General features: G+C 57.1%; 15 protein-coding genes. 6 read left to right on the forward strand and 9 right to left on the reverse strand.

What is annotated here, in order from left to right; all coding sequences use genetic code 11:
* Positions 1 to 5 precede the first annotated feature (5 nt).
* The gene (locus AC4IC4_RS15685) at positions 6 to 1,154 is read right to left on the reverse strand and encodes a YbfB/YjiJ family MFS transporter (protein WP_024908167.1); all 1,149 of its coding nucleotides are present in this window, start codon (positions 1,152 to 1,154) and stop codon (positions 6 to 8) included.
* 138 nt (positions 1,155 to 1,292) lie between these two features.
* Here AC4IC4_RS15685 and fghA point away from each other — a divergent pair, with 138 nt between their 5' ends.
* Positions 1,293 to 2,120 carry an S-formylglutathione hydrolase gene (gene fghA, locus AC4IC4_RS15690; RefSeq protein ID WP_491471484.1) on the forward strand — a complete coding sequence of 276 codons (828 nt, stop codon included), beginning with the start codon at positions 1,293 to 1,295 and terminating at the stop codon, positions 2,118 to 2,120.
* Positions 2,121 to 2,223: 103 nt separating this feature from the next.
* Here the strand turns inward: fghA and cirA are convergent, their stop codons facing one another.
* The 3 genes from cirA to yieE all read right to left on the reverse strand — a co-directional run bounded on the left by cirA (position 2,224) and on the right by yieE (position 6,924).
* The gene (gene cirA / locus AC4IC4_RS15695) at positions 2,224 to 4,194 is read right to left on the reverse strand and encodes a catecholate siderophore receptor CirA (protein WP_491471485.1); all 1,971 of its coding nucleotides are present in this window, start codon (positions 4,192 to 4,194) and stop codon (positions 2,224 to 2,226) included.
* A 224-nt stretch (positions 4,195 to 4,418) separates the two neighbouring features.
* Positions 4,419 to 5,888 carry an amino acid permease gene (locus AC4IC4_RS15700; RefSeq protein WP_104950506.1) on the reverse strand — a complete coding sequence of 490 codons (1,470 nt, stop codon included), beginning with the start codon at positions 5,886 to 5,888 and terminating at the stop codon, positions 4,419 to 4,421.
* 169 nt (positions 5,889 to 6,057) lie between these two features.
* The gene (gene yieE / locus AC4IC4_RS15705; protein ID WP_024908171.1) at positions 6,058 to 6,924 is read right to left on the reverse strand and encodes a DNA-binding transcriptional regulator YeiE; all 867 of its coding nucleotides are present in this window, start codon (positions 6,922 to 6,924) and stop codon (positions 6,058 to 6,060) included.
* A gap of 97 nt (positions 6,925 to 7,021) precedes the next feature.
* Between yieE and AC4IC4_RS15710 the strand changes: the two genes are divergently transcribed.
* Together AC4IC4_RS15710 and nfo are read left to right on the forward strand one after the other, a co-directional pair.
* Positions 7,022 to 8,068, forward strand: coding sequence for a YeiH family protein (locus AC4IC4_RS15710; protein ID WP_032646563.1), 1,047 nt, complete (start codon positions 7,022 to 7,024; stop codon positions 8,066 to 8,068).
* A gap of 64 nt (positions 8,069 to 8,132) precedes the next feature.
* Positions 8,133 to 8,990 (forward strand): deoxyribonuclease IV, encoded by an 858-nt coding sequence (gene nfo / locus AC4IC4_RS15715; RefSeq protein ID WP_024908173.1) that lies wholly within the window; start codon positions 8,133 to 8,135, stop codon positions 8,988 to 8,990.
* A gap of 47 nt (positions 8,991 to 9,037) precedes the next feature.
* Here nfo and fruA read toward each other — a convergent pair whose 3' ends face one another.
* From fruA to fruB, 3 genes are read right to left on the reverse strand one after another with little or no spacing between them, the layout of a single operon-like run.
* Positions 9,038 to 10,723 carry a PTS fructose transporter subunit IIBC gene (gene fruA / locus AC4IC4_RS15720; RefSeq protein WP_267216893.1) on the reverse strand — a complete coding sequence of 562 codons (1,686 nt, stop codon included), beginning with the start codon at positions 10,721 to 10,723 and terminating at the stop codon, positions 9,038 to 9,040.
* Between the two features lie 16 nt (positions 10,724 to 10,739).
* A complete protein-coding gene (gene fruK, locus AC4IC4_RS15725; RefSeq protein WP_023312480.1) occupies positions 10,740 to 11,678 on the reverse strand; it encodes a 1-phosphofructokinase in 939 nt (312 codons plus the stop codon).
* A complete protein-coding gene (gene fruB / locus AC4IC4_RS15730; RefSeq protein WP_032646567.1) occupies positions 11,678 to 12,808 on the reverse strand; it encodes a fused PTS fructose transporter subunit IIA/HPr protein in 1,131 nt (376 codons plus the stop codon). Before fruB ends, fruK begins: the two co-directional genes overlap by 1 nt.
* Before the next feature lie 361 nt (positions 12,809 to 13,169).
* Here fruB and setB point away from each other — a divergent pair, with 361 nt between their 5' ends.
* Positions 13,170 to 14,351 carry a sugar efflux transporter SetB gene (setB, locus tag AC4IC4_RS15735; protein WP_157189479.1) on the forward strand — a complete coding sequence of 394 codons (1,182 nt, stop codon included), beginning with the start codon at positions 13,170 to 13,172 and terminating at the stop codon, positions 14,349 to 14,351.
* Here setB and AC4IC4_RS15740 read toward each other — a convergent pair.
* Positions 14,348 to 14,602, reverse strand: coding sequence for a YkgJ family cysteine cluster protein (locus tag AC4IC4_RS15740; RefSeq protein WP_032645293.1), 255 nt, complete (start codon positions 14,600 to 14,602; stop codon positions 14,348 to 14,350). The genes setB and AC4IC4_RS15740 overlap by 4 nt on opposite strands.
* 164 nt (positions 14,603 to 14,766) lie before the next feature.
* Between AC4IC4_RS15740 and yeiP the strand changes: the two genes are divergently transcribed.
* On the forward strand, positions 14,767 to 15,339 hold the full coding sequence (gene yeiP, locus AC4IC4_RS15745) for an elongation factor P-like protein YeiP (RefSeq protein WP_008500940.1): 573 nt from the start codon (positions 14,767 to 14,769) through the stop codon (positions 15,337 to 15,339).
* 118 nt (positions 15,340 to 15,457) lie between these two features.
* Here the strand turns inward: yeiP and uxuA are convergent, their stop codons facing one another.
* Positions 15,458 to 16,648: a mannonate dehydratase gene (uxuA, locus tag AC4IC4_RS15750; protein WP_032646571.1), complete on the reverse strand. Its 1,191-nt coding sequence runs from the start codon at positions 16,646 to 16,648 to the stop codon at positions 15,458 to 15,460.
* A 205-nt stretch (positions 16,649 to 16,853) separates the two neighbouring features.
* On the opposite strand from uxuA, the gene AC4IC4_RS15755 reads away from it, so the two are divergent.
* Positions 16,854 to 18,320, forward strand: a complete 1,467-nt coding sequence (locus tag AC4IC4_RS15755) for a mannitol dehydrogenase family protein (protein ID WP_491471486.1) — start codon at positions 16,854 to 16,856, stop codon at positions 18,318 to 18,320.
* Positions 18,321 to 18,363: the final 43 nt, after the last annotated feature.

Genomic DNA, 18,363 nt, shown 5'->3' on the forward strand with positions numbered 1-18,363 from the left:
GATAATTATTGCAATTGCTGTTGCCTTTCAGCGTGACGATTCCAGACCAGGGCTCCGCCGACGAACAGCGCCACGCCCGCCAGCCCCAGCGCAGGCTCCAGTCGGTGGGTAAGCCAGGTTGATAACGCCGAGGTCATCGGGCCAATCAATTGCCCTATCGCATACCCGGTGGTGAGCAGGCCGGCCATATAGCGGGTGTGGTTTGGCGCCAGCTCGCGACCGTATAAAAGAGAAAGCTGCACGGCACACAAAAAGCCGCCTCCCACCAGCAGCCCGCCCGTCAGCAAACCGCCAATCCCCGGCAGCAGCCAGGCCGCCAGCACGCCCGCCCCCTGTAACCACAGCACGATAGCCAGCCTGCGGTTAGCCGTTGAGGTGTGGCGTAAAAGAATACTGAGCGCAATCCCCACCACGGCGGCGAGACCAAAAATCGGCCAGACAAACTGGGCAAACAGGCTGCCGGGAAAACGCACCGCCGCCATTTGCGACAGGAAAGTCGCCGGGAGGATATAGCCAAACCCGGCCAGGCTGTAGCTCCAGACCAGGCGCTTTAAATCCGCCGTCAGCAGCAGCGGCTCCGGCGCGGTGCCGGGTCGATGGAGCTGCCCGGATCGCGGCAGGTAGCGCGCCACCAGTGCAATCAGTACCAGCGCCAGCACGCCGTAGATTTGCCATGCCGCCCCGGCCGACAGGGATTTCGCCTGGATATAGACGGCGAGCAGCCCGCTCAGGGCGATGCCCGCCCCCGGTCCGGCAAACACCGCAGCGCTCAGGCCCGGTTTACCGAGCTGCCCCAGCCGTTCGTTAGTCCAGGCGGCAATGAGTACCATCGACCAGCCGCTCATGCAGCCGATGACAAAACGCAGCAGGCCGTGCACGACGGCGTTATCCGCCGCCGCGGAGAGCAGCGTCAGCGCCACCGCGCCGGTGATGCCAAGCCAGAGGCGCGTTTCCACAAAGCGGTGCGCACGCATGGCATCCCATGCGCCCACCAGATAGCCCAGGTAATTCATCGCCGCCACCAGACCCGCGCTGGTCAGCGTAAGCTGCCCGGCAGCAATCATCAGTGGCACCTGGGGCGTGAAGGCAAAGCGCCCTATCCCCATCGCCACCACCAGCACGACAAACCCACTGAGCGCAATACGCAGCGCCATGACCGCTCCAAATGTTAAAGAAAAGTAAATTTATGATGCAGCATCTCGCCCTCTGGCGAAAGTGAAAGTTACTCACAGGTCAATGAAAAGGCTGTATTATGGTTTTTATGAATACGCATTCTCATTAAGGAGCCCTGCATGGAACTGCTCGAAGAGCACCGTTGTTTTGAAGGTCGACAGCAGCGCTGGCGGCATGACTCCACCGTCCTGAACTGTGCGATGACGTTCAGCATTTTCCTGCCCCCGACGGAAAATCCGCCGGTTCTGTTCTGGCTGTCAGGTCTGACCTGCAATGACGAAAACTTCACCACCAAAGCGGGCGCGCAGCGTATTGCCGCCGAGCTGGGCATTGCGCTGGTGATGCCAGACACCAGCCCGCGTGGCGATGATGTGGCCGACGATGCCGGATACGACCTGGGCAAAGGCGCTGGGTTTTATCTCAATGCGACCGAGCAGCCCTGGGCGCGCCACTACCGCATGTATGATTACCTTCGCGATGAACTTCCTGCTCTGGTGCAGTCGCAGTTTGCGGTCGGCGAGCGCTGCGCGATCAGCGGCCACTCCATGGGCGGACACGGCGCGCTCATCATAGCGCTGAAAAATCCGGGGAAATACGTCAGCGTGTCGGCATTTGCGCCCATTGTGAACCCAACGCAGGTGCCTTGGGGGCAGAAAGCCTTCGCGAACTATCTGGGGGAAGATGAAGCGAATTGGCAGGAATGGGACAGCTGTGCGCTAATGCTGGCCAGCAGCTCAGCAAAGGCGATCCCGATGCTTATCGATCAGGGTGATGCGGATCAGTTCCTCGCCGGACAGCTGCAGCCTGCGGTGTTTGCCGAAGCCGCGCGCCAGAAGGACTGGCCGCTGACGCTGCGCATTCAGCCGGGATACGATCACAGCTATTACTTCATTGCGTCCTTTATTGAGGATCATCTCCGCTTCCATGCGGAGCATTTATTTGCATAAGCGCTGCCTGTTTTGCCCGGTGGCGCTTCGCTTACCGGGCCTACGGACATGTGCCCTTATGTAGGCCGGGTAAGGCGCAGCCGCCACCCGGCACATGGTTACATCAGAACTTATAATCCACACCGACAAAGTAGCGACGGCCATCTTCCGTGTAGCTGTAATCGTCGCGGCTCAGATCTTTGTCCAGCAGGTTCTGCACGCCCGCACGCAGCTTCACGCTTTTCGTCGCCTGCCACGCGGCGCCGGTATTCCAGATGACATAGCCACCCGGCGTTGGAGCACTGCTGGTCAGCGCACGTTTTTCACCGGTGTAGTTGCCCTGAACATAGAACGACCAGTCCTGCGTCGCCTTCCAGTCAACTGTACCGTTGGCGGTGTGGAACGGTAGATCGGACAGCGGCTTGTTGCCGCCGTTGCTAATATCACGACCGTCGTTGTACGTGTAGTTAAGGGTCACTTTCCAGTCTTCCGCCAGCGGGAATTTCAGCTCGGTCTCCACCCCGCGGATGCGCGCCTTGTTGACGTTGTAGTAGCGGAATATCGGTTCACCGTCCGCATTCAGGCCAACGTAGTTAGGGTAGCTCTGCGCCTGCTTCGCATTGGCCGTACGGCTGATGCTGATGCGGTCATCGACATTATTCTGGAAGGTGGTCACGCTGGCCTGCACGCCCTCTAACCAGCCCTCTTCCCCGCTGTAGTACAGACCGAACTCGAAGCTCTCGCTGGTCTCTGGTTTCAGATCCGGGTTACCGACAATCTCACAGGCACCGCGGCACGAGCCGGTGACCCAGTCCGGGCTCAGCTGCAGCAGTGACGGCGCTTTAAATGCGGTCGCCCAGCCCCCTTTCACCGTTACGGTATCGGTCGCGTTGTAGACCAGATAGGCGCGCGGGCTCCAGTGGTCGCCGTAGGTATCATGGTCATCCATACGGATGCCGGTGGTCAGCGCCAGAGGTTCAAAGATACGCCACTCATCTTCAAGGAACAGGGCATACTGGCTTGTCGACGTACTGCTGCTTGAACCGCCCGTCAGGTTGACCGGATCCTTCAGCTTATCGTGACGCCATTCGCCGCCGAAGGTCATCAGCTGGTTGATGTCGCCCAGCGGCAGCACGTATTTCCCGTCCACCGCGTTGCTCTCGGAGGTGATCGTATTGCTGTTGCCCGGGTTTTTGTTATCCACCTTCTCGCCGTACACCTTCAGCTCGCTGTTGCCGACGCCCCAGCGGCCGTTGTGGCTGAGCGAGTAGTTCTGACGCTCAAGGCGGTTTTTGTCGAGGGAATCCGAGTCACGATCCTGACGATCGAAACCGTAGCCCGCCGTAAAGTCATGATTTTCAGACGGCGTCCAGGCGAACTCCACATTCGCATCGCGGCTGGTAAAGCCCTCAATGCGCGGCGTTTCACCGCTCGCCGTGGTAGAGGACTTCTGCTGCCCGTCTTTCTCACGCTTTGCGAGGCTACCGTAGGCTTTCAGCCCCAGCAGACCGTCCACCAGCGGACCGCTGGTATAGAATTGACCGTTGTAGGTGTCTCCACGGTCGCGATGTTCCTGAATTGTGGAATCGGCGCTCAGGGTACCCGTCCATTTCTGGCCGATTTTTTTGGTGATAATGTTTACCACGCCGCCCAGCGCATCGGAGCCGTAAAGAGAAGACATCGGTCCGCGCACCACTTCGATGCGTTCGATGGCGTCAACCGGCACCCAGTTGAGGTCGAAATCATTATGGCGGAACACCGCGTTACGGGAATTGACGCGCTTGCCGTCGATCAGGATCAGCGTATAGCTGCTGTCCAGTCCGCGAATACTTACCCCTTTACGGTTGTCCCCTTCGCTCGTGAGCTGCACGCCCGGCACATCCCGTAACACATCTTTCAGATTCTGAACGGGTTTGCGCTGCAAATCTTCCTGGGTGATGACGCTGATGCTTGCCGGTGCGTCTTTCAGGTTTTGCTCGGTCGCGGAGGCCGTGACAACCATTGTGTCGTCGGATTCCGCTGCGATAACTGGCAGGGCCAGGGACATTGCGGACGCGCAAAGTCCTCCCCTGACGAAGGGATTCAACCTAAACATTCCATATCTCCATGAGGTAAATACAACTCAATCAAATCATCATTGCTCACAGCGTCTTCCTGGCCGCCCACATCTCCGGTGGGTCGGTGACACGCTTATTTTTGATAACGATAAAGCAAACGATAATTATTATCAATTAAATTGTTAAGAAATATATCTTTGTTTCAGGGGGCGGGAATAAAAAAGCCCGCTCAAACGAGCGGGCTAATAGAGAGGAAGTGCGGTTATTGTTTAAATCGTTCCGGGAATTCCATTTCACTGTAGCGAACGAAGTGTGTTCCTTTCGTCAGCTTGTAACCAAACCAGATGACGAGGAACAGCGGAATGCCAATGTAGGTTGCCGTGACGGCGCCCCAGTCAATGGTGTCCGCCAGGAACGCTTCATAGTTCTGTCCCAGCGTAATGATCAGGCACAGAATGAAGGCGAAAATGGGACCCAGCGGGAAGAAGCCGGAGCGATACGGCAGCTGGTTAACGTCATAACCCTGTTTGACGTAGCCACGGCGGAAACGATAGTGGCTAATGGCAATCCCCAGCCAGGCAATAAAGCCCGTCATCCCGGAGGTGTTAAGCAGCCACAGGTACACCGTCTGGTTGCCAAACATAGAGGTCAGGAAGCACAGACCGGCGATCACCGTAGTGGCGTACAGCGCGTTACGCGGTACGCCGCCACGGGACAGCTTCGCGAAAATACGCGGTGCTTTACCGTCGCATGCCAGCGTGTAGAGCATACGGGTGGACGCGTACATCCCGGAGTTACCGGCTGACAGTACAGCGGTCAGGATAACGGCGTTCATCACTGCTGCGGCAGAAAGCAGACCGGCATGCTGGAAGACCAGCGTGAACGGGCTAACGCTAATGTCTTTAACGTCATTACGCAGCAGGCTTGGATCGGTGTACGGAATAATCAGGCTGATAATCAGGATCGCGAACACATAGAACAGCAGGATACGCCAGAAGACCTGACGAACCGCGCGCGGAATATTCTTCTCCGGGTTCTCTGACTCACCGGCGGCGATACCAATCAGCTCGGTCCCCTGGAAGGAGAAGCCGACAATCATCGCCACGCCAATCATCGCCGACAGTCCACCGGCAAACGGCGCATCGCCTGTTGTCCAGTTACTCCAGCCCGCAGGTTCTGCGCCTTTGAAAATACCAACGATCATCGCCACACCGACGACGATAAAGATGATGACGGTTGCCACTTTGATCAAAGAGAACCAGTATTCCGCTTCGCCGAAACCGCGCACGGAGATGTAGTTCAGCAGGAAGATGACGGCCAGGAACAGGGCGCTCCAGATCCAGCCCGGCGTATCGGGGAACCACCAGTTCATCACCAGCTGCGCGGCGACAAGGTCAACGGCGATAGTGACCGCCCAGTTGTACCAGTAGTTCCAGCCCAGCGCGAAGCCAAAGCCTTCTTCAACGTATTTTTGACCGTAGGTCGAAAACGAACCGGATACCGGCATGTACGCGGCCAGTTCGCCGAGACTGGTCATCAGGAAGTACACCATCAGGCCAATCAGGATATAAGAGAAAAGTGCCCCACCCGGGCCGGCTGCCGAAATCGTTGCGCCAGAGGCAACGAAAAGACCTGTACCGATTGAGCCTCCAATGGCGATCATCGTCAGGTGACGCGCCTTGAGTTCACGACGTAGCGTGGGCGCTTCTGTGGTTTTAATTTCTGAAACCATATGAAAATGCTGTCCATTTAATAAATGAGGCGCGATTGTAGCAGACGATCCGCGTTCCTTCCGGCAGAAATACTCAGTTATAAGAGAGCTTCATGACTCGGCCAGGATTATAAGTAAAGCATAATTTTTCCCTCTCCCCTTTGGGGAGAGGGTCAGGATGAGGGGAAGATTACATCTCGCAGTAGCGCAGAAAACGCTGCAGCGAGCTGGAAAGGTGTTTCTGACGATGATGAATGCACCACAGCGTGCGCACCAGCTTCGGCAATGGAACCGGGATTTCAACCAGCGACCCCGTTTCAAGCTGTTCGGCAATGACGCGCCGGGAAAGACAGCTGATCCCCAGGCCATGACGCACCGCGTGCTTGATGGCCTCAGAGTTCCCTAGCTCCATCCCTAACTGGAAATGCGGCAGATGGGAAAGCAGCAGATAATCGACAATTTCACGCGTGCCGGAGCCCTGTTCACGCAGGATCCACTGCGCCTGCGCCAGGCGCTCCAGCGTCACCTCGCCCTGCAATAACGACGAGGCCGGGGACGCAAACACCACCAGCTCATCTTCCAGCCAGGGCTCGGCAATGATATCGACGTTATGGCAGGGTCCTTCGATGAGACCAATATCCACGCGGAAATCGATCACCGCGTTGATGACGTCCTGGCTATTGCCCACGCTCATCTCCAGCGGCAGAGTCGGGAAATCCCGGCGGTAGCGGGCAATCACTTCCGGCAGGATGTAGTTCCCGATGGTGCTGCTGGCATAGACGCGGATCGCACCGTTGTCTTCGCGGAACAGCTGCTCGATTTCGATAGCCTGCTCCAGCAGCGCCAGCGCGCGCGGATAAAGAAGACGGCCGTGCTCGTTCACCACAAGCCGCTTCCCTACCCTGTCGAAAAGCTGAACGCCCAGTTGTCCTTCAAGATCGGTCAATGCCGCGCTGACCGCAGACTGCGAGAGCGCCAGCATTTGTGACGCCTGGGTCGTCGAGCCGCTTTTCAGCACCTCGGCAAACACTTCCAGCTGACGCAATGTAATGTGCATGGTTGCTTACCACTTATATAGATTGATTATAAGTATATAATCAATTTTATTTTTAAGCCAGAGCGCCGTAACCTTTAGCCAGACAAAGGAGAAGGTTATGTCAGAAATCACCTTACAACATCATCGTACAGTGTGGCACTTCGTGCCGGGTCTTGCGCTCAGCGCCGCAGTGACCGCCGTCGCGCTATGGGGCGGCAGCATCCCGGCTATCGCAGGCGCAGGTTTTAGCGCGTTAACGCTGGCCATTTTGCTGGGCATGGTCGTGGGAAATACCGTTTACCCACATATCTGGAAATCCTGCGACGGCGGCGTGATCTTTGCCAAACAGCACCTGCTGCGTCTCGGGATCATCCTTTACGGCTTCCGTCTCACCTTTTCGCAGATTGCGGATGTGGGCGTGAGCGGAATCGCCATCGACGTCCTGACCCTGACCAGCACCTTTTTGCTGGCCTGCTTTATCGGCCAGAAAGTCTTTGGCCTGGATAAGCAAACCAGCTGGCTGATCGGTGCGGGGAGCAGTATCTGTGGAGCCGCGGCGGTGCTGGCAACAGAGCCCGTCGTTAAAGCCGAAGCCAGCAAGGTGACCGTGGCGGTAGCGACGGTGGTGATCTTCGGTACGCTGGCGATTTTCCTCTACCCGGCCATGTATCCGCTGGTTGCCCACTGGTTTAGCCCGGAAACCTACGGCATCTATATCGGTTCGACCATGCACGAAGTGGCCCAGGTGGTCGCGGCAGGACACGCCATTAACCCGGACGCCGAAAACGCAGCGGTGATTGCCAAAATGCTGCGCGTGATGATGCTGGCCCCGTTCCTGATTTTCCTGGCCGCTCGGGTTAAGCAGCTGGCACCGGCAGACAGTAACCAGAAGAGCAAAATCACCGTTCCGTGGTTTGCGATCCTGTTTATCGTGGTGGCGATTTTCAACTCCTTCCACCTGCTACCGAAAGCCGTTGTCGATATGCTGGTAACGCTGGATACGGTACTGCTGGCGATGGCCATGGCGGCGCTGGGTGTCACCACACACGTCAGCGCGCTGAAAAAAGCCGGTGCCAAACCGCTGCTGATGGCGCTGGTGCTCTTCATCTGGCTGATTGTCGGCGGCGGTGCCATTAACCTCGCGGTGCACAGCCTGATGGCATAAACCATCTCGTCCTTCTCCTGTTAACCCGTTATCATAGACGTTTCGGGTTAGCAGGAGTTTTTATATGAAATATGTTGGAGCGCACGTCAGCGCTGCAGGTGGCCTTGCAAATGCCGCCATTCGCGCCGCCGAAATCGAGGCGACCGCTTTCGCCCTGTTCACCAAAAACCAGCGCCAGTGGCGCGCCGCAGCGCTCACCGCTGAAGTGATTGATGATTTCAAGGCTGCCTGTGAGAAGTACCACTACGGGCCAGGCCAAATCCTTCCCCACGACAGCTACCTGATCAACCTCGGTCACCCGGTTGAAGAGGCGCTGGAAAAATCCCGCGAGGCGTTTCTTGATGAAGTACAGCGCTGCGAACAGCTGGGGCTGACGCTGCTGAACTTCCATCCGGGCAGCCATCTGATGCAGATCGACGAAGATGCCTGCCTGGCGCGCATTGCCGAGTCCATCAACATCACCCTGGACAAGACCAAAGGCGTCACCGCGGTGATTGAGAATACCGCCGGTCAGGGCAGCAACCTCGGCTTCAGGTTCGAACATCTGGCGGCGATTATCGACGGCGTGGAGGATAAATCCCGCGTTGGCGTGTGCATTGATACCTGCCACGCGTTTGCCGCCGGCTATGACCTGCGCACAACCGAGGCAACGAAAAACACGTTTGATGAGTTCGAGCGCATTGTGGGCTTTAAGTACCTGCGCGGCATGCACTTAAACGATGCGAAAAGCGCCTTTGGCAGCCGCGTTGACCGCCACCACAGCCTCGGCGAAGGCAACATCGGCCACGATGCGTTTCGCTTTATTATGCAGGACGCCCGCTTCGACGGTATTCCGATGGTGCTGGAAACCATCAATCCGGATATCTGGGCAGAAGAGATTGCCTGGTTGAAGGCACAGCAAACCGCTGAACAGGCGGCATAAAAAAAGCCGGGTGCGTAATGCAACCCGGCTTTTTTGTTGTTTATCGCTTACGCTGCTTTTGCCACGACTTCCGCTTCCGGACGTTTCAGCACTGCGTAAGAGAGACCCGCCACCAGCGTACCGGCAACAATCGCCAGCAGGTAGCCCAGCACCGGCGTGATAGCGCCAGGGATCAGCAGCACGAACAGACCGCCGTGTGGTGCCATCAGCTTCGCACCAATCGCCATGGAGATTGCCCCCGTTACCGCGCCACCCGCGATACAGCAAGGCAGTACACGCATTGGGTCACGGGCCGCGAACGGAATTGCCCCTTCGGTGATGAAGCACAGACCCAGCACCAGCGCCGCTTTGCCGCCTTCCTGCTGCGCTTTATCGAACTTACGACGGGCAATAATCGTCGCCAGGCCGAGCGCCAGAGGAGGCACCATACCTGCCGCCATGATGGCTGCCATTGGTGCGTAAGTCTGGGTACTCAGCAGGCCAACACCAAAGGCGTACGCCGCTTTGTTCACCGGACCACCCATGTCGGTACACATCATGCCGCCGAGGATTGCACCCAGCAGAACCGCGTTCGCGGTACCCATGGTTTGCAGCCAGTGGGTCAGACCCGCCAGGATGCCCGCAACCGGCTTACCAATCAGGTAAATCATCGCCAGACCGACCACCAGGCTGGAAATCAGCGGGATGATCAGAATCGGTTTCAGCGCTTCCATACTCTGCGGCAGCTTGAGCTTCGAGCTGATCAGCTTCGCGACGTAACCGGCCAGGAAGCCCGCGATAATCCCGCCGATAAAGCCAGAACCCGTGCTCACGGCCAGCATACCGCCGATAAGGCCCGGCGTCAGGCCAGGACGGTCAGCGATGGAGAAGGCAATAAAGCCCGCCAGTACCGGCACCATCAGAGCGAAGGCTGAGCCACCGCCAATCTGCATCAGCGCAGCCGCCAGCGTCCCTTGTTCTTTAAACGCGGTGATACCAAACGCGAACGAGAGAGCGATACACAGACCACCCGCCACCACCATCGGCAGCATGTAAGACACGCCGGTCAGCAGATGGCGATAGGCGCCCGCAGACTCTTTCTTACCTTCCGTCGCGGTTTGACGCGCGCCGGTTGCCTGATACGGCTTCGCTTCCACCAGCGCTTTATCAAACTCCTGCGCGGTCTTTTTCAGCGCCAGGCCGGTAGATGTACGGTACATTGGCTTACCGGCAAATTTCGCCAGGTCCACTTCGATATCCGCCGCCACGATCACCAGATCGGCCTCAGCCACTTCTTCTGGGGTGATAGCGTTGCCGGCACCGACGGAGCCACGCGTTTCAACTTTTACCCACCAGCCGCGTTTTTTCGCTTCGGTTTCAATGGCTTCAGCAGCCATAAAGGTGTGAGCCACCCCCGTCGGGCAGGCCGTCACCGCAACAATGCGTTTTGGACCTGTGGCCGCAGCCGGTGCCGTCGCGACAGGCGCGCTGTAGACAGACGCATGACCTTTCGCTTCGCTCAGGAACAGTTCCGGGTGTGCCACCGCGCGATTAATATCGCCCAGCCACACTTTTTTGCCGTTCAGCGCACTGTCAGCCGGGATTTTGTCGCCCAGTACAATGGCCAGTTCTGCATCGCCTGGATTATCGATAATCTCCAGATGTGCTTTTTGTGCCGCCGCGCCCAGCAAGGTCTTCGCCATATAGGCGCGAGCCTGTCCGAGACCGGAGTCAATGATCAGCAGCGTTTTCATTATTCCTCTCCTGCTGTTAGTTAAAAGGTTTTAAGTCAACGCGCGCCATCATCGCGGCTAACTGGGTACGATCGGTAATACCGACATTGCTCTGGCTGACGGCCAGGGCAGCAACGGCAGTGGCAAGACGTAAAGTATGTTCACTGGATTCACGCATCAGCAGACCATAAATCAGGCCGCCAACCATGGAATCCCCTGCGCCAACGGTACTCACAACTTCCATTGACGGCGGTTTGGCGATCCATTCGCCAGACGCGTTAACCCACAACGCGCCTTCTGCACCAAGCGAGATCACCACGTGAGCGATACCCTGCTCGCGCAGCGCATGGGCAGCGTCAATTACATCTTTTAATTCTGGCAGCTTACGACCCGCCCAGATCTCCAGCTCGCGGCGATTCGGCTTCACCAGCCACGGCGAGGCTTTCAGGCCCGCAACCAGCGCATCGCGGCTGCTGTCAAAAATGATGCACGGGCACTGGCTGCGCAGGCGCGTCATCCAGTCGGTAAACGCTTCCGGGCTCACGCCGGACGGCAGGCTGCCGCTGACGCAGACCATGTCAAACTGACCGAGCCATGTCAGAGAATCGTTAACAAAACGCTCCCAGTCTGACGGCGTCACTTCGAAGCCAGAGAAGTTCAGGTCGGTCACTTCACCGTCTTTCTCCGTCAGCTTAACGTTGATGCGAGTACGGCCCTGAACAATCTGAAAACGGTTGGCAATGCCCAGCTCGCTGAACAACTGCTGAAAACCATCCTGGTTATCTTTACCGAGGAATCCACCCACGGTGACGTCGATACCGAGATCCTTGAGCACTTTCGCGACGTTAATCCCCTTACCCGCAGCATGCAGGCCAGTGGTACGCACGAGGTTGACTTCGCCGCGCTCAATTTCCGGGCAAAATCCTACCAGGTCATAAGCCGGGTTCAGCGTAATAGTCGCAACACGTCTGCTCATTATGCGCCCTCCCCCAGACCCGCCGCGATGGCATCGCCAATCGCTTTCAGCGCCTGTTCAGCATCAGCCCCCTGCGCGGTGAAACGCAGACGGTGTCCTTTCTTCACGCCCAGCGCGACAACTTTCATCAGACTACGGCCGTTGGCCGGTTTGCCCGTGCCATCAAGATTTGCCACGGTGATCTCACTCTCGAATTGTTTAATGGTATTCACCAGCATGGTGCCTGGACGGGCATGCAGGCCGTGCTCGTTACGTACCACGAACTCAGCGGTCTGCACGTCTTCAGTCGGCGCATCATCACTGGTCAGCAGTGCCAGCACGGTGGAGGCATCAGCGTTCAGCAGTTTTTCAGCTTTGTTGTTCAGCAGCAGATCGCCCAGACGCTTCAGCACGGAAACCGGCTGTTCATCGTTCATCGCCACGGTCACCAGCATGGCTGCAGGCTCGCCTTCTACGTCAAACGCATTGGCCGCGCGGCTCACGGCGATAGCGCTGCGAAGGTTGCCTTCAGCACTGTCGTTCAGCCAGATACCCTGACCCAGATTCAACGGCTTATCGTTAATCACGCGCGTCACAAACGTGGCATCCGCCGCGCCGGCTTCTTTCAGACGGCCCGCGTTCAGCGCCTGCAGCGTCACCAGATCGGAGGCAACCACATCCAGCGTCAGCGTTTCATTATCCAGTTTCAGCGCTTCGCTCTGTTTTTCGCCCATCAGCAACGCACGCAGCTCTTCAGCTGTGGTTGCGGACTTGAGCTGTTCAGCCACATCGTCATCGCTCAGGACATGCGTCAGCTGACGCAGCAGACCTAAGTGTTCATCGCTGCTGGCCGCGATACCGATGGCCACATAGGCTACCTGACCGTCGCCCCAGAGCACGCCCTGTGGGAACTGATAAACCTTAACGCCGGTTTTCAACACCTGATCGCGGGTATCGGTTGTGCCGTGCGGAATGGCAATGCCATTGCCGAGGAAGGTTGAGGTCTGCTGCTCGCGCGCCAGCATGCCGTTGACATAGCCGTCCGCGACGTTACCCGCCTGCACAAGCGCAGCGGCAACCTGGCGAATAGCCTCTTCTTTATCCCCGGCCTGAGCGCCCGGGTGGATATCCTGAACAGATAACTGGAACATGGTTCTCCACTCCTGCTGAACTTGAATCGTTTCAGCTTTAATGAGAAAAAATGCGCTAGCCTGCTCCGTTTGTTAAAACAAGATAGCGCTGAAACGTTTCAAAAAGTCTTGCGCTTTCTGCAATGTCTTGCAAGTAAACTCGTATTTCCGATCTCAGAATTTAGAGATACAGCACATTTCTTCTTCCTTCAGCTGAATTTTGCTGAAGTTCAGCAAGACAGTTTCAGCTAAGGTCAGCCCGGTGAAGTGTAAGTTGAAATGCCATTTTGATTTTTCGTGGCATCATTGACCGCACCCACTGTTTATTTTTTAGCTGACGGCGTAAACTCCGCCCCTCTCTGCTACTCGCTAATTATAAAACATGCATAACACCCCTGCGGCGGTCTCGCCGAAGCCCTTTGATTTGACCTCTGCGGCATTCCTGGTTGTTGCCTTCTTCACGGGCATTGCCGGTGCGTTACAGACGCCGACATTGAGCTTATTCCTGACAAATGAGGTTCACGTCCGTCCGGCGATGGTAGGCTTCTTTTTTACCGGAAGCGCCATCATCGGCATCCTGGTCAGTCAGTTTCTGGCGGGGCGATCCGACAGAAAAGGCGATCGTAAAAGCCTGATCGTTTTCTGCTGTCTGCTGGGGGTCATGGCCTGCGTTCTGTTTGCCTGGAACCGCAACTATTTCATTCTGCTCTTCGTCGGGGTATTTCTGAGCAGCTTTGGCTCGACGGCAAACCCGCAGCTGTTCGCCCTTGCCCGCGAACACGCCGACCATACCGGCCGTGAAGCGGTGATGTTCAGCTCTGTCCTGCGTGCTCAGGTGTCGCTGGCATGGGTGATTGGCCCGCCGCTGGCCTACGCGCTGGCGATGGGTTTTGGCTTTACGGTGATGTACCTGAGTGCGGCCGTTGCATTTGTGGCATGCGGCGCGCTGGTGTGGTTCTTCCTGCCGTCCATGCGCAAAGAGCCCAAAGTGGCAACGGGCGTGCTGGAAGCGCCGCGCCGTAACCGCCGCGATGCCCTGCTCCTGTTTGTTATCTGCACGCTGATGTGGGGCACCAACAGCCTGTATATCATCAATATGCCGCTGTTTATTATTGATGAACTGCACCTGTCGGAGAAGCTGGCGGGCATCATGATGGGCACCGCGGCCGGGCTTGAGATCCCGACGATGCTCATCGCGGGCTATTACGCTAAGCGCTTCGGAAAGCGTTTTTTAATGCGCATCGCCGCTGTCGCCGGTCTGCTGTTTTATATCGGTATGCTGACGGTACATACGCCGGGGCTGTTGCTGGCGTTACAGCTGCTGAACGCCATCTACATTGGCATTCTCGCCGGGATAGGCATGCTCTATTTCCAGGATCTGATGCCGGGTCAGGCAGGCTCAGCCACCACCCTTTATACTAATACCACCCGCGTGGGCTGGATTATCGCGGGCTCAATGGCCGGTGTCGTGGCCGAAATCTGGAACTATCACACGGTGTTCTGGATTGCGCTGGTGATGTGTACGCTGACGATGGGCTGCCTGGCGAGAATTAAAGACGTTTAAGGCGCGGTGAGCGTTTCAAGTTCAAGAAGGTACGTCATCGCCTGCTCTCGCGTGCTGCCGCACATTTCGGCAGCGGGCTGAAGCCCGGAGCAGACTTTCGGGCGCAACGGTGAGCCAAAGATCATGCACAGGTTGGTTTCCGAGAGCTGAACGCAGCGGGTATTGGCAGGCTTGCCCTCGGGCATTCCTGGAATGGGGCTTGAAATGGACGGTGCAGTACAGCACGCGCCACAATCGGGACGGCAATCCATAAATGCTCTCTTTCGCTGACGATCGCCCGCGAGGTCGGGCATCGCGCGCACAGTAACACCTTTTGCGTATTGATAGCAAAAGCCACGAATTCCTCTTGCCTGAAAGGCCGCGCGCGAGTAATTTGGCGCGATATTTTTTACCTCCCGTAAACAGGATTACTGCAATGCCAAGAGCGAACGAAATTAAGAAAGGTATGGTGCTGAATTACAACGGCAAACTGCTGATTGTGAAAGATATCGACATTCAGGCCCCGAGCGCCCGTGGTGCAGCAACGCTGTACAAAATGCGTTTCGCCGATGTGCGTACCGGCCTGAAAGTGGAAGAGCGCTTTAAAGGTGACGATATCGTCGATACCGTGACCCTGACCCGTCGCTATGTTGATTTCTCCTACATCGACGGCAACGAATACGTGTTCATGGATAAAGAAGATTACACCCCGTACATCTTCACCAAAGATCAGATTGAAGAAGAGCTGTTGTTCATCCCTGAAGGCGGCATGCCTGACATGCAGGTTCTGACCTGGGACGGCGTACTGCTGGCGCTGGAACTGCCTCAGACCGTCGATCTGGAAATCGTTGAAACGGCGCCTGGCATCAAAGGCGCATCCGCCAGTGCCCGCAACAAACCGGCTACCCTGACGACCGGCCTGGTTGTGCAGGTACCGGAATACCTCTCCGCTGGCGAGAAAATCCGCATCCATATCGAAGAAAAACGCTATATGGGTCGCGCTGACTGATTGCGGCGTTTGTCGGGTGGCGCTACGCTTACCCGACCCACGAAAAAAACCGGCCCTGAAGCCGGTTTTTGTGTTTTTGTAGGCCGGGTAAGGCGAAGCCGCCACCCGGCAACTCCGGTTACAGAAGTTCCGGATACTTCGTCATTTTCAGCGCCAACTCAACGCCGCGCACTTCCGCCATGCCTTTAAGACGGCCAATCGCCGAATAGCCCGGGTTGGTTTTCTTACGCAGATCGTCCAGCATCTGGTGACCGTGGTCAGGGCGGAACGGAATAGGACGCACATCGCCCGCCTGCTTACGACGCGCCTCTTCCGCCAGAATGGCGTCTACCACCGCCACCATATTCACATCGCCGCCCAGGTGCGCCGCCTCGTGGAAGGTTTTTGGATTCTCTTCGCGGCAGGTCGCGCGCAGATGCGTGAAGTGGATACGATCGCCGAAGGTTTCAATCATCCGCACCAGGTCGTTATCCGCACGCACGCCGTAGGAGCCGGTACACATGGTAAAACCGTTGTAAATGCTGTTTACCGTCTCTTTCAGCCACTGCATATCTTCAATCGTAGACACGATACGCGGCAGGCCGAGGATTGGACGCGGTGGATCGTCCGGATGTACGGCCAGGCGAACCCCTACTTCTTCCGCAACCGGCACGATAGCGCGCAGGAAATACGCCATGTTTTCACGCAGCTGCTGCTTATCAATATCGCCGTATTCCGCCAGGCGGGCGCGGAACTGATCCAGCGTATACCCTTCTTCAGCCCCAGGCAGGCCCGCAATAATATTACGGGTCAACTTTTCGATGTCCGCGTCACTGGCAGCGTTAAACCACGCGCGCGCCTGCTGCTGCTCTTCCGCGGTGTAATCCGCTTCGGCGCCAGGGCGCTTCAGAATGTGCAGCTCGAATGCCGCAAAAGCAATCTGATCGAAACGCAGCGCTTTCGAGCCGTCCGGCATCTGATATTCAAGGTCGGTTCGCGTCCAGTCGAGGATAGGCATGAAGTTATAGCAGACCGTATCAATGCCGCAGGTCGCCAGGTTGCGAATGCTCTGCTGATAGTTAGCAATCCAGGTCTGGTATTCCCCTGAATGGGTTTTAATGTCTTCATGAACCGGGATGCTTTCCACCACAGACCAGGTTAACCCCTTCTCCGCCAGCAGCGCCTGACGCTGTTGAATTTCCTCTACCGGCCAGACCTGACCGTTTGGAATATGATGCAGCGCCGTGACGACACCCGTTGCGCCAGCCTGGCGCACATCATCAAGAGAAACCGGATCGTTCGGCCCGTACCAACGCCAGGTTTGTTCCATTGCCTCACCCTCTTAAGTTGTTATACCAATATGCGTTACTGCAATGACGACTACCATACATGTTTGCCGCTAAGGGTCAACATACCGCCACACATTGATTGATCAAACTCACAGAACGGGGATATTTACGGCTCACCAATTTTATTTGCTGTCATATAACTTTACACTGGCATTGTTAATTAATGGTTAATCAGGTGTGTATTTCATGAAGACAATTGCCTCCACCGCCCTTCCTGCCCGGGTGCAGCAACCGCGCTACGATCGCACGCAATTACGCTCCCGCATCGTCCACTTTGGCTTTGGCGCGTTTCACCGTGCGCACCAGGCATTGTTAACAAATCGGGTGCTGAATGAAAAAGGCGGCGACTGGGGGATGTGTGAGATTAGCCTCTTCAGCGGCGACGTGCTGATGAGCCAGCTGCGCGCGCAGGATCACCTGTTCACCGTGCTGGAGAAAGGTGCAGAAGGCAATGAGGCGATTATCGTCGGTGCCGTCCATGAATGCCTGAACGCAAAGCTGGACTCTCTGCCCGCCATTATTGAGAAATTTTGTGAGCCTCAGGTCGCGATTGTATCGCTCACCATCACGGAAAAAGGCTACTGCATCGATCCCGCGACCGGGAAACTCGATCTGAATAACCCCCGGATCGTCCACGACCTTGAAAACCCCTCCGAGCCACATTCGGCCCCAGGGATCCTGGTCGAAGCCCTCCACCGCCGCCGCGAGCGCGGCTTGCCAGCGTTTACCGTGCTGTCCTGCGACAATATCCCTGACAACGGGCACGTGGTGAAAAACGCGGTGCTGGGCATGGCGCAAAAACGTTCCGCAGGGTTATCTGAATGGATTGATAGCCACGTGAGTTTCCCGGGGACGATGGTCGACAGGATTGTGCCCGCCGCAACGGAGGCCTCGCTGGCGGAAATCACCGACGCGCTCGGCGTGGAAGATCCGTGCGCCATCAGCTGCGAGCCGTTCATTCAGTGGGTCGTAGAAGATAATTTTGTCGCCGGGCGTCCCGAGTGGGAAGTGGCGGGTGTCCAGATGGTGCAGGATGTGCTGCCGTGGGAGCAGATGAAATTACGCATGCTCAACGGCAGCCACTCTTTCCTGGCGTATCTGGGGTACCTCGCGGGCTACGCCCATATAAATGAATGCATGGAGGACGCGGCGTTCCGTGAAGCCGCCCGTCGGCTCATGCTGGACGAGCAGGCCCCTACATTACGTATTAAGGATGTCGACCTCACCGCCTACGCCGATAACCTGCTGGAGCGCTTTGCCAACCCGGCCCTCCAGCACCGGACCTGGCAAATCGCGATGGACGGTAGCCAGAAGCTTCCGCAAAGAATGCTGGACGGGATCCGCGTTCACCTTGAGCGAAAAACACCGTGGTCGCTGCTGGCCCTGGGCGTGGCTGGCTGGATACGCTACGTCAGCGGCACAGACGATCATGGCAACGCGATTGACGTGCGCGATCCCCTCAACGATAAAATCCGCAAGATTGTTAACGCCAGCAGCGACGCTGACCGCGTTAACGCCCTGCTGGGGCTGAGCGAGGTCTTTGGTCACGATCTCGCGCAAAACAGCGTGTTTGCGAAGGCTGTCAGCCAGGCCTATGAGCGCATTACCCGCCACGGCGCGCGTCAGGCTGTTATCGAAACGTTAAATCTTTAACGATTATTGCGTTTAATGCGAACGGATGAGGCCTCCGTTCACC

It is taken from the genome of Enterobacter sp. Taxon_2, assembly GCF_058355295.1.

Bases quoted from the DNA above. Each gene is read 5' to 3' on its own strand.
- AC4IC4_RS15685 (WP_024908167.1), bottom strand. From the start codon at position 1,154: ATGGCGCTGCGTATTGCGCTCAGTGGGTTTGTCGTGCTGGTGGTGGCG.
- fghA (WP_491471484.1), top strand. From the start codon at position 1,293: ATGGAACTGCTCGAAGAGCACCGTTGTTTTGAAGGTCGACAGCAGCGC.
- cirA (WP_491471485.1), bottom strand. From the start codon at position 4,194: ATGTTTAGGTTGAATCCCTTCGTCAGGGGAGGACTTTGCGCGTCCGCA.
- AC4IC4_RS15700 (WP_104950506.1), bottom strand. From the start codon at position 5,888: ATGGTTTCAGAAATTAAAACCACAGAAGCGCCCACGCTACGTCGTGAA.
- yieE (WP_024908171.1), bottom strand. From the start codon at position 6,924: ATGCACATTACATTGCGTCAGCTGGAAGTGTTTGCCGAGGTGCTGAAA.
- AC4IC4_RS15710 (WP_032646563.1), top strand. From the start codon at position 7,022: ATGTCAGAAATCACCTTACAACATCATCGTACAGTGTGGCACTTCGTG.
- nfo (WP_024908173.1), top strand. From the start codon at position 8,133: ATGAAATATGTTGGAGCGCACGTCAGCGCTGCAGGTGGCCTTGCAAAT.
- fruA (WP_267216893.1), bottom strand. From the start codon at position 10,723: ATGAAAACGCTGCTGATCATTGACTCCGGTCTCGGACAGGCTCGCGCC.
- fruK (WP_023312480.1), bottom strand. From the start codon at position 11,678: ATGAGCAGACGTGTTGCGACTATTACGCTGAACCCGGCTTATGACCTG.
- fruB (WP_032646567.1), bottom strand. From the start codon at position 12,808: ATGTTCCAGTTATCTGTTCAGGATATCCACCCGGGCGCTCAGGCCGGG.
- setB (WP_157189479.1), top strand. From the start codon at position 13,170: ATGCATAACACCCCTGCGGCGGTCTCGCCGAAGCCCTTTGATTTGACC.
- AC4IC4_RS15740 (WP_032645293.1), bottom strand. From the start codon at position 14,602: ATGGATTGCCGTCCCGATTGTGGCGCGTGCTGTACTGCACCGTCCATT.
- yeiP (WP_008500940.1), top strand. From the start codon at position 14,767: ATGCCAAGAGCGAACGAAATTAAGAAAGGTATGGTGCTGAATTACAAC.
- uxuA (WP_032646571.1), bottom strand. From the start codon at position 16,648: ATGGAACAAACCTGGCGTTGGTACGGGCCGAACGATCCGGTTTCTCTT.
- AC4IC4_RS15755 (WP_491471486.1), top strand. From the start codon at position 16,854: ATGAAGACAATTGCCTCCACCGCCCTTCCTGCCCGGGTGCAGCAACCG.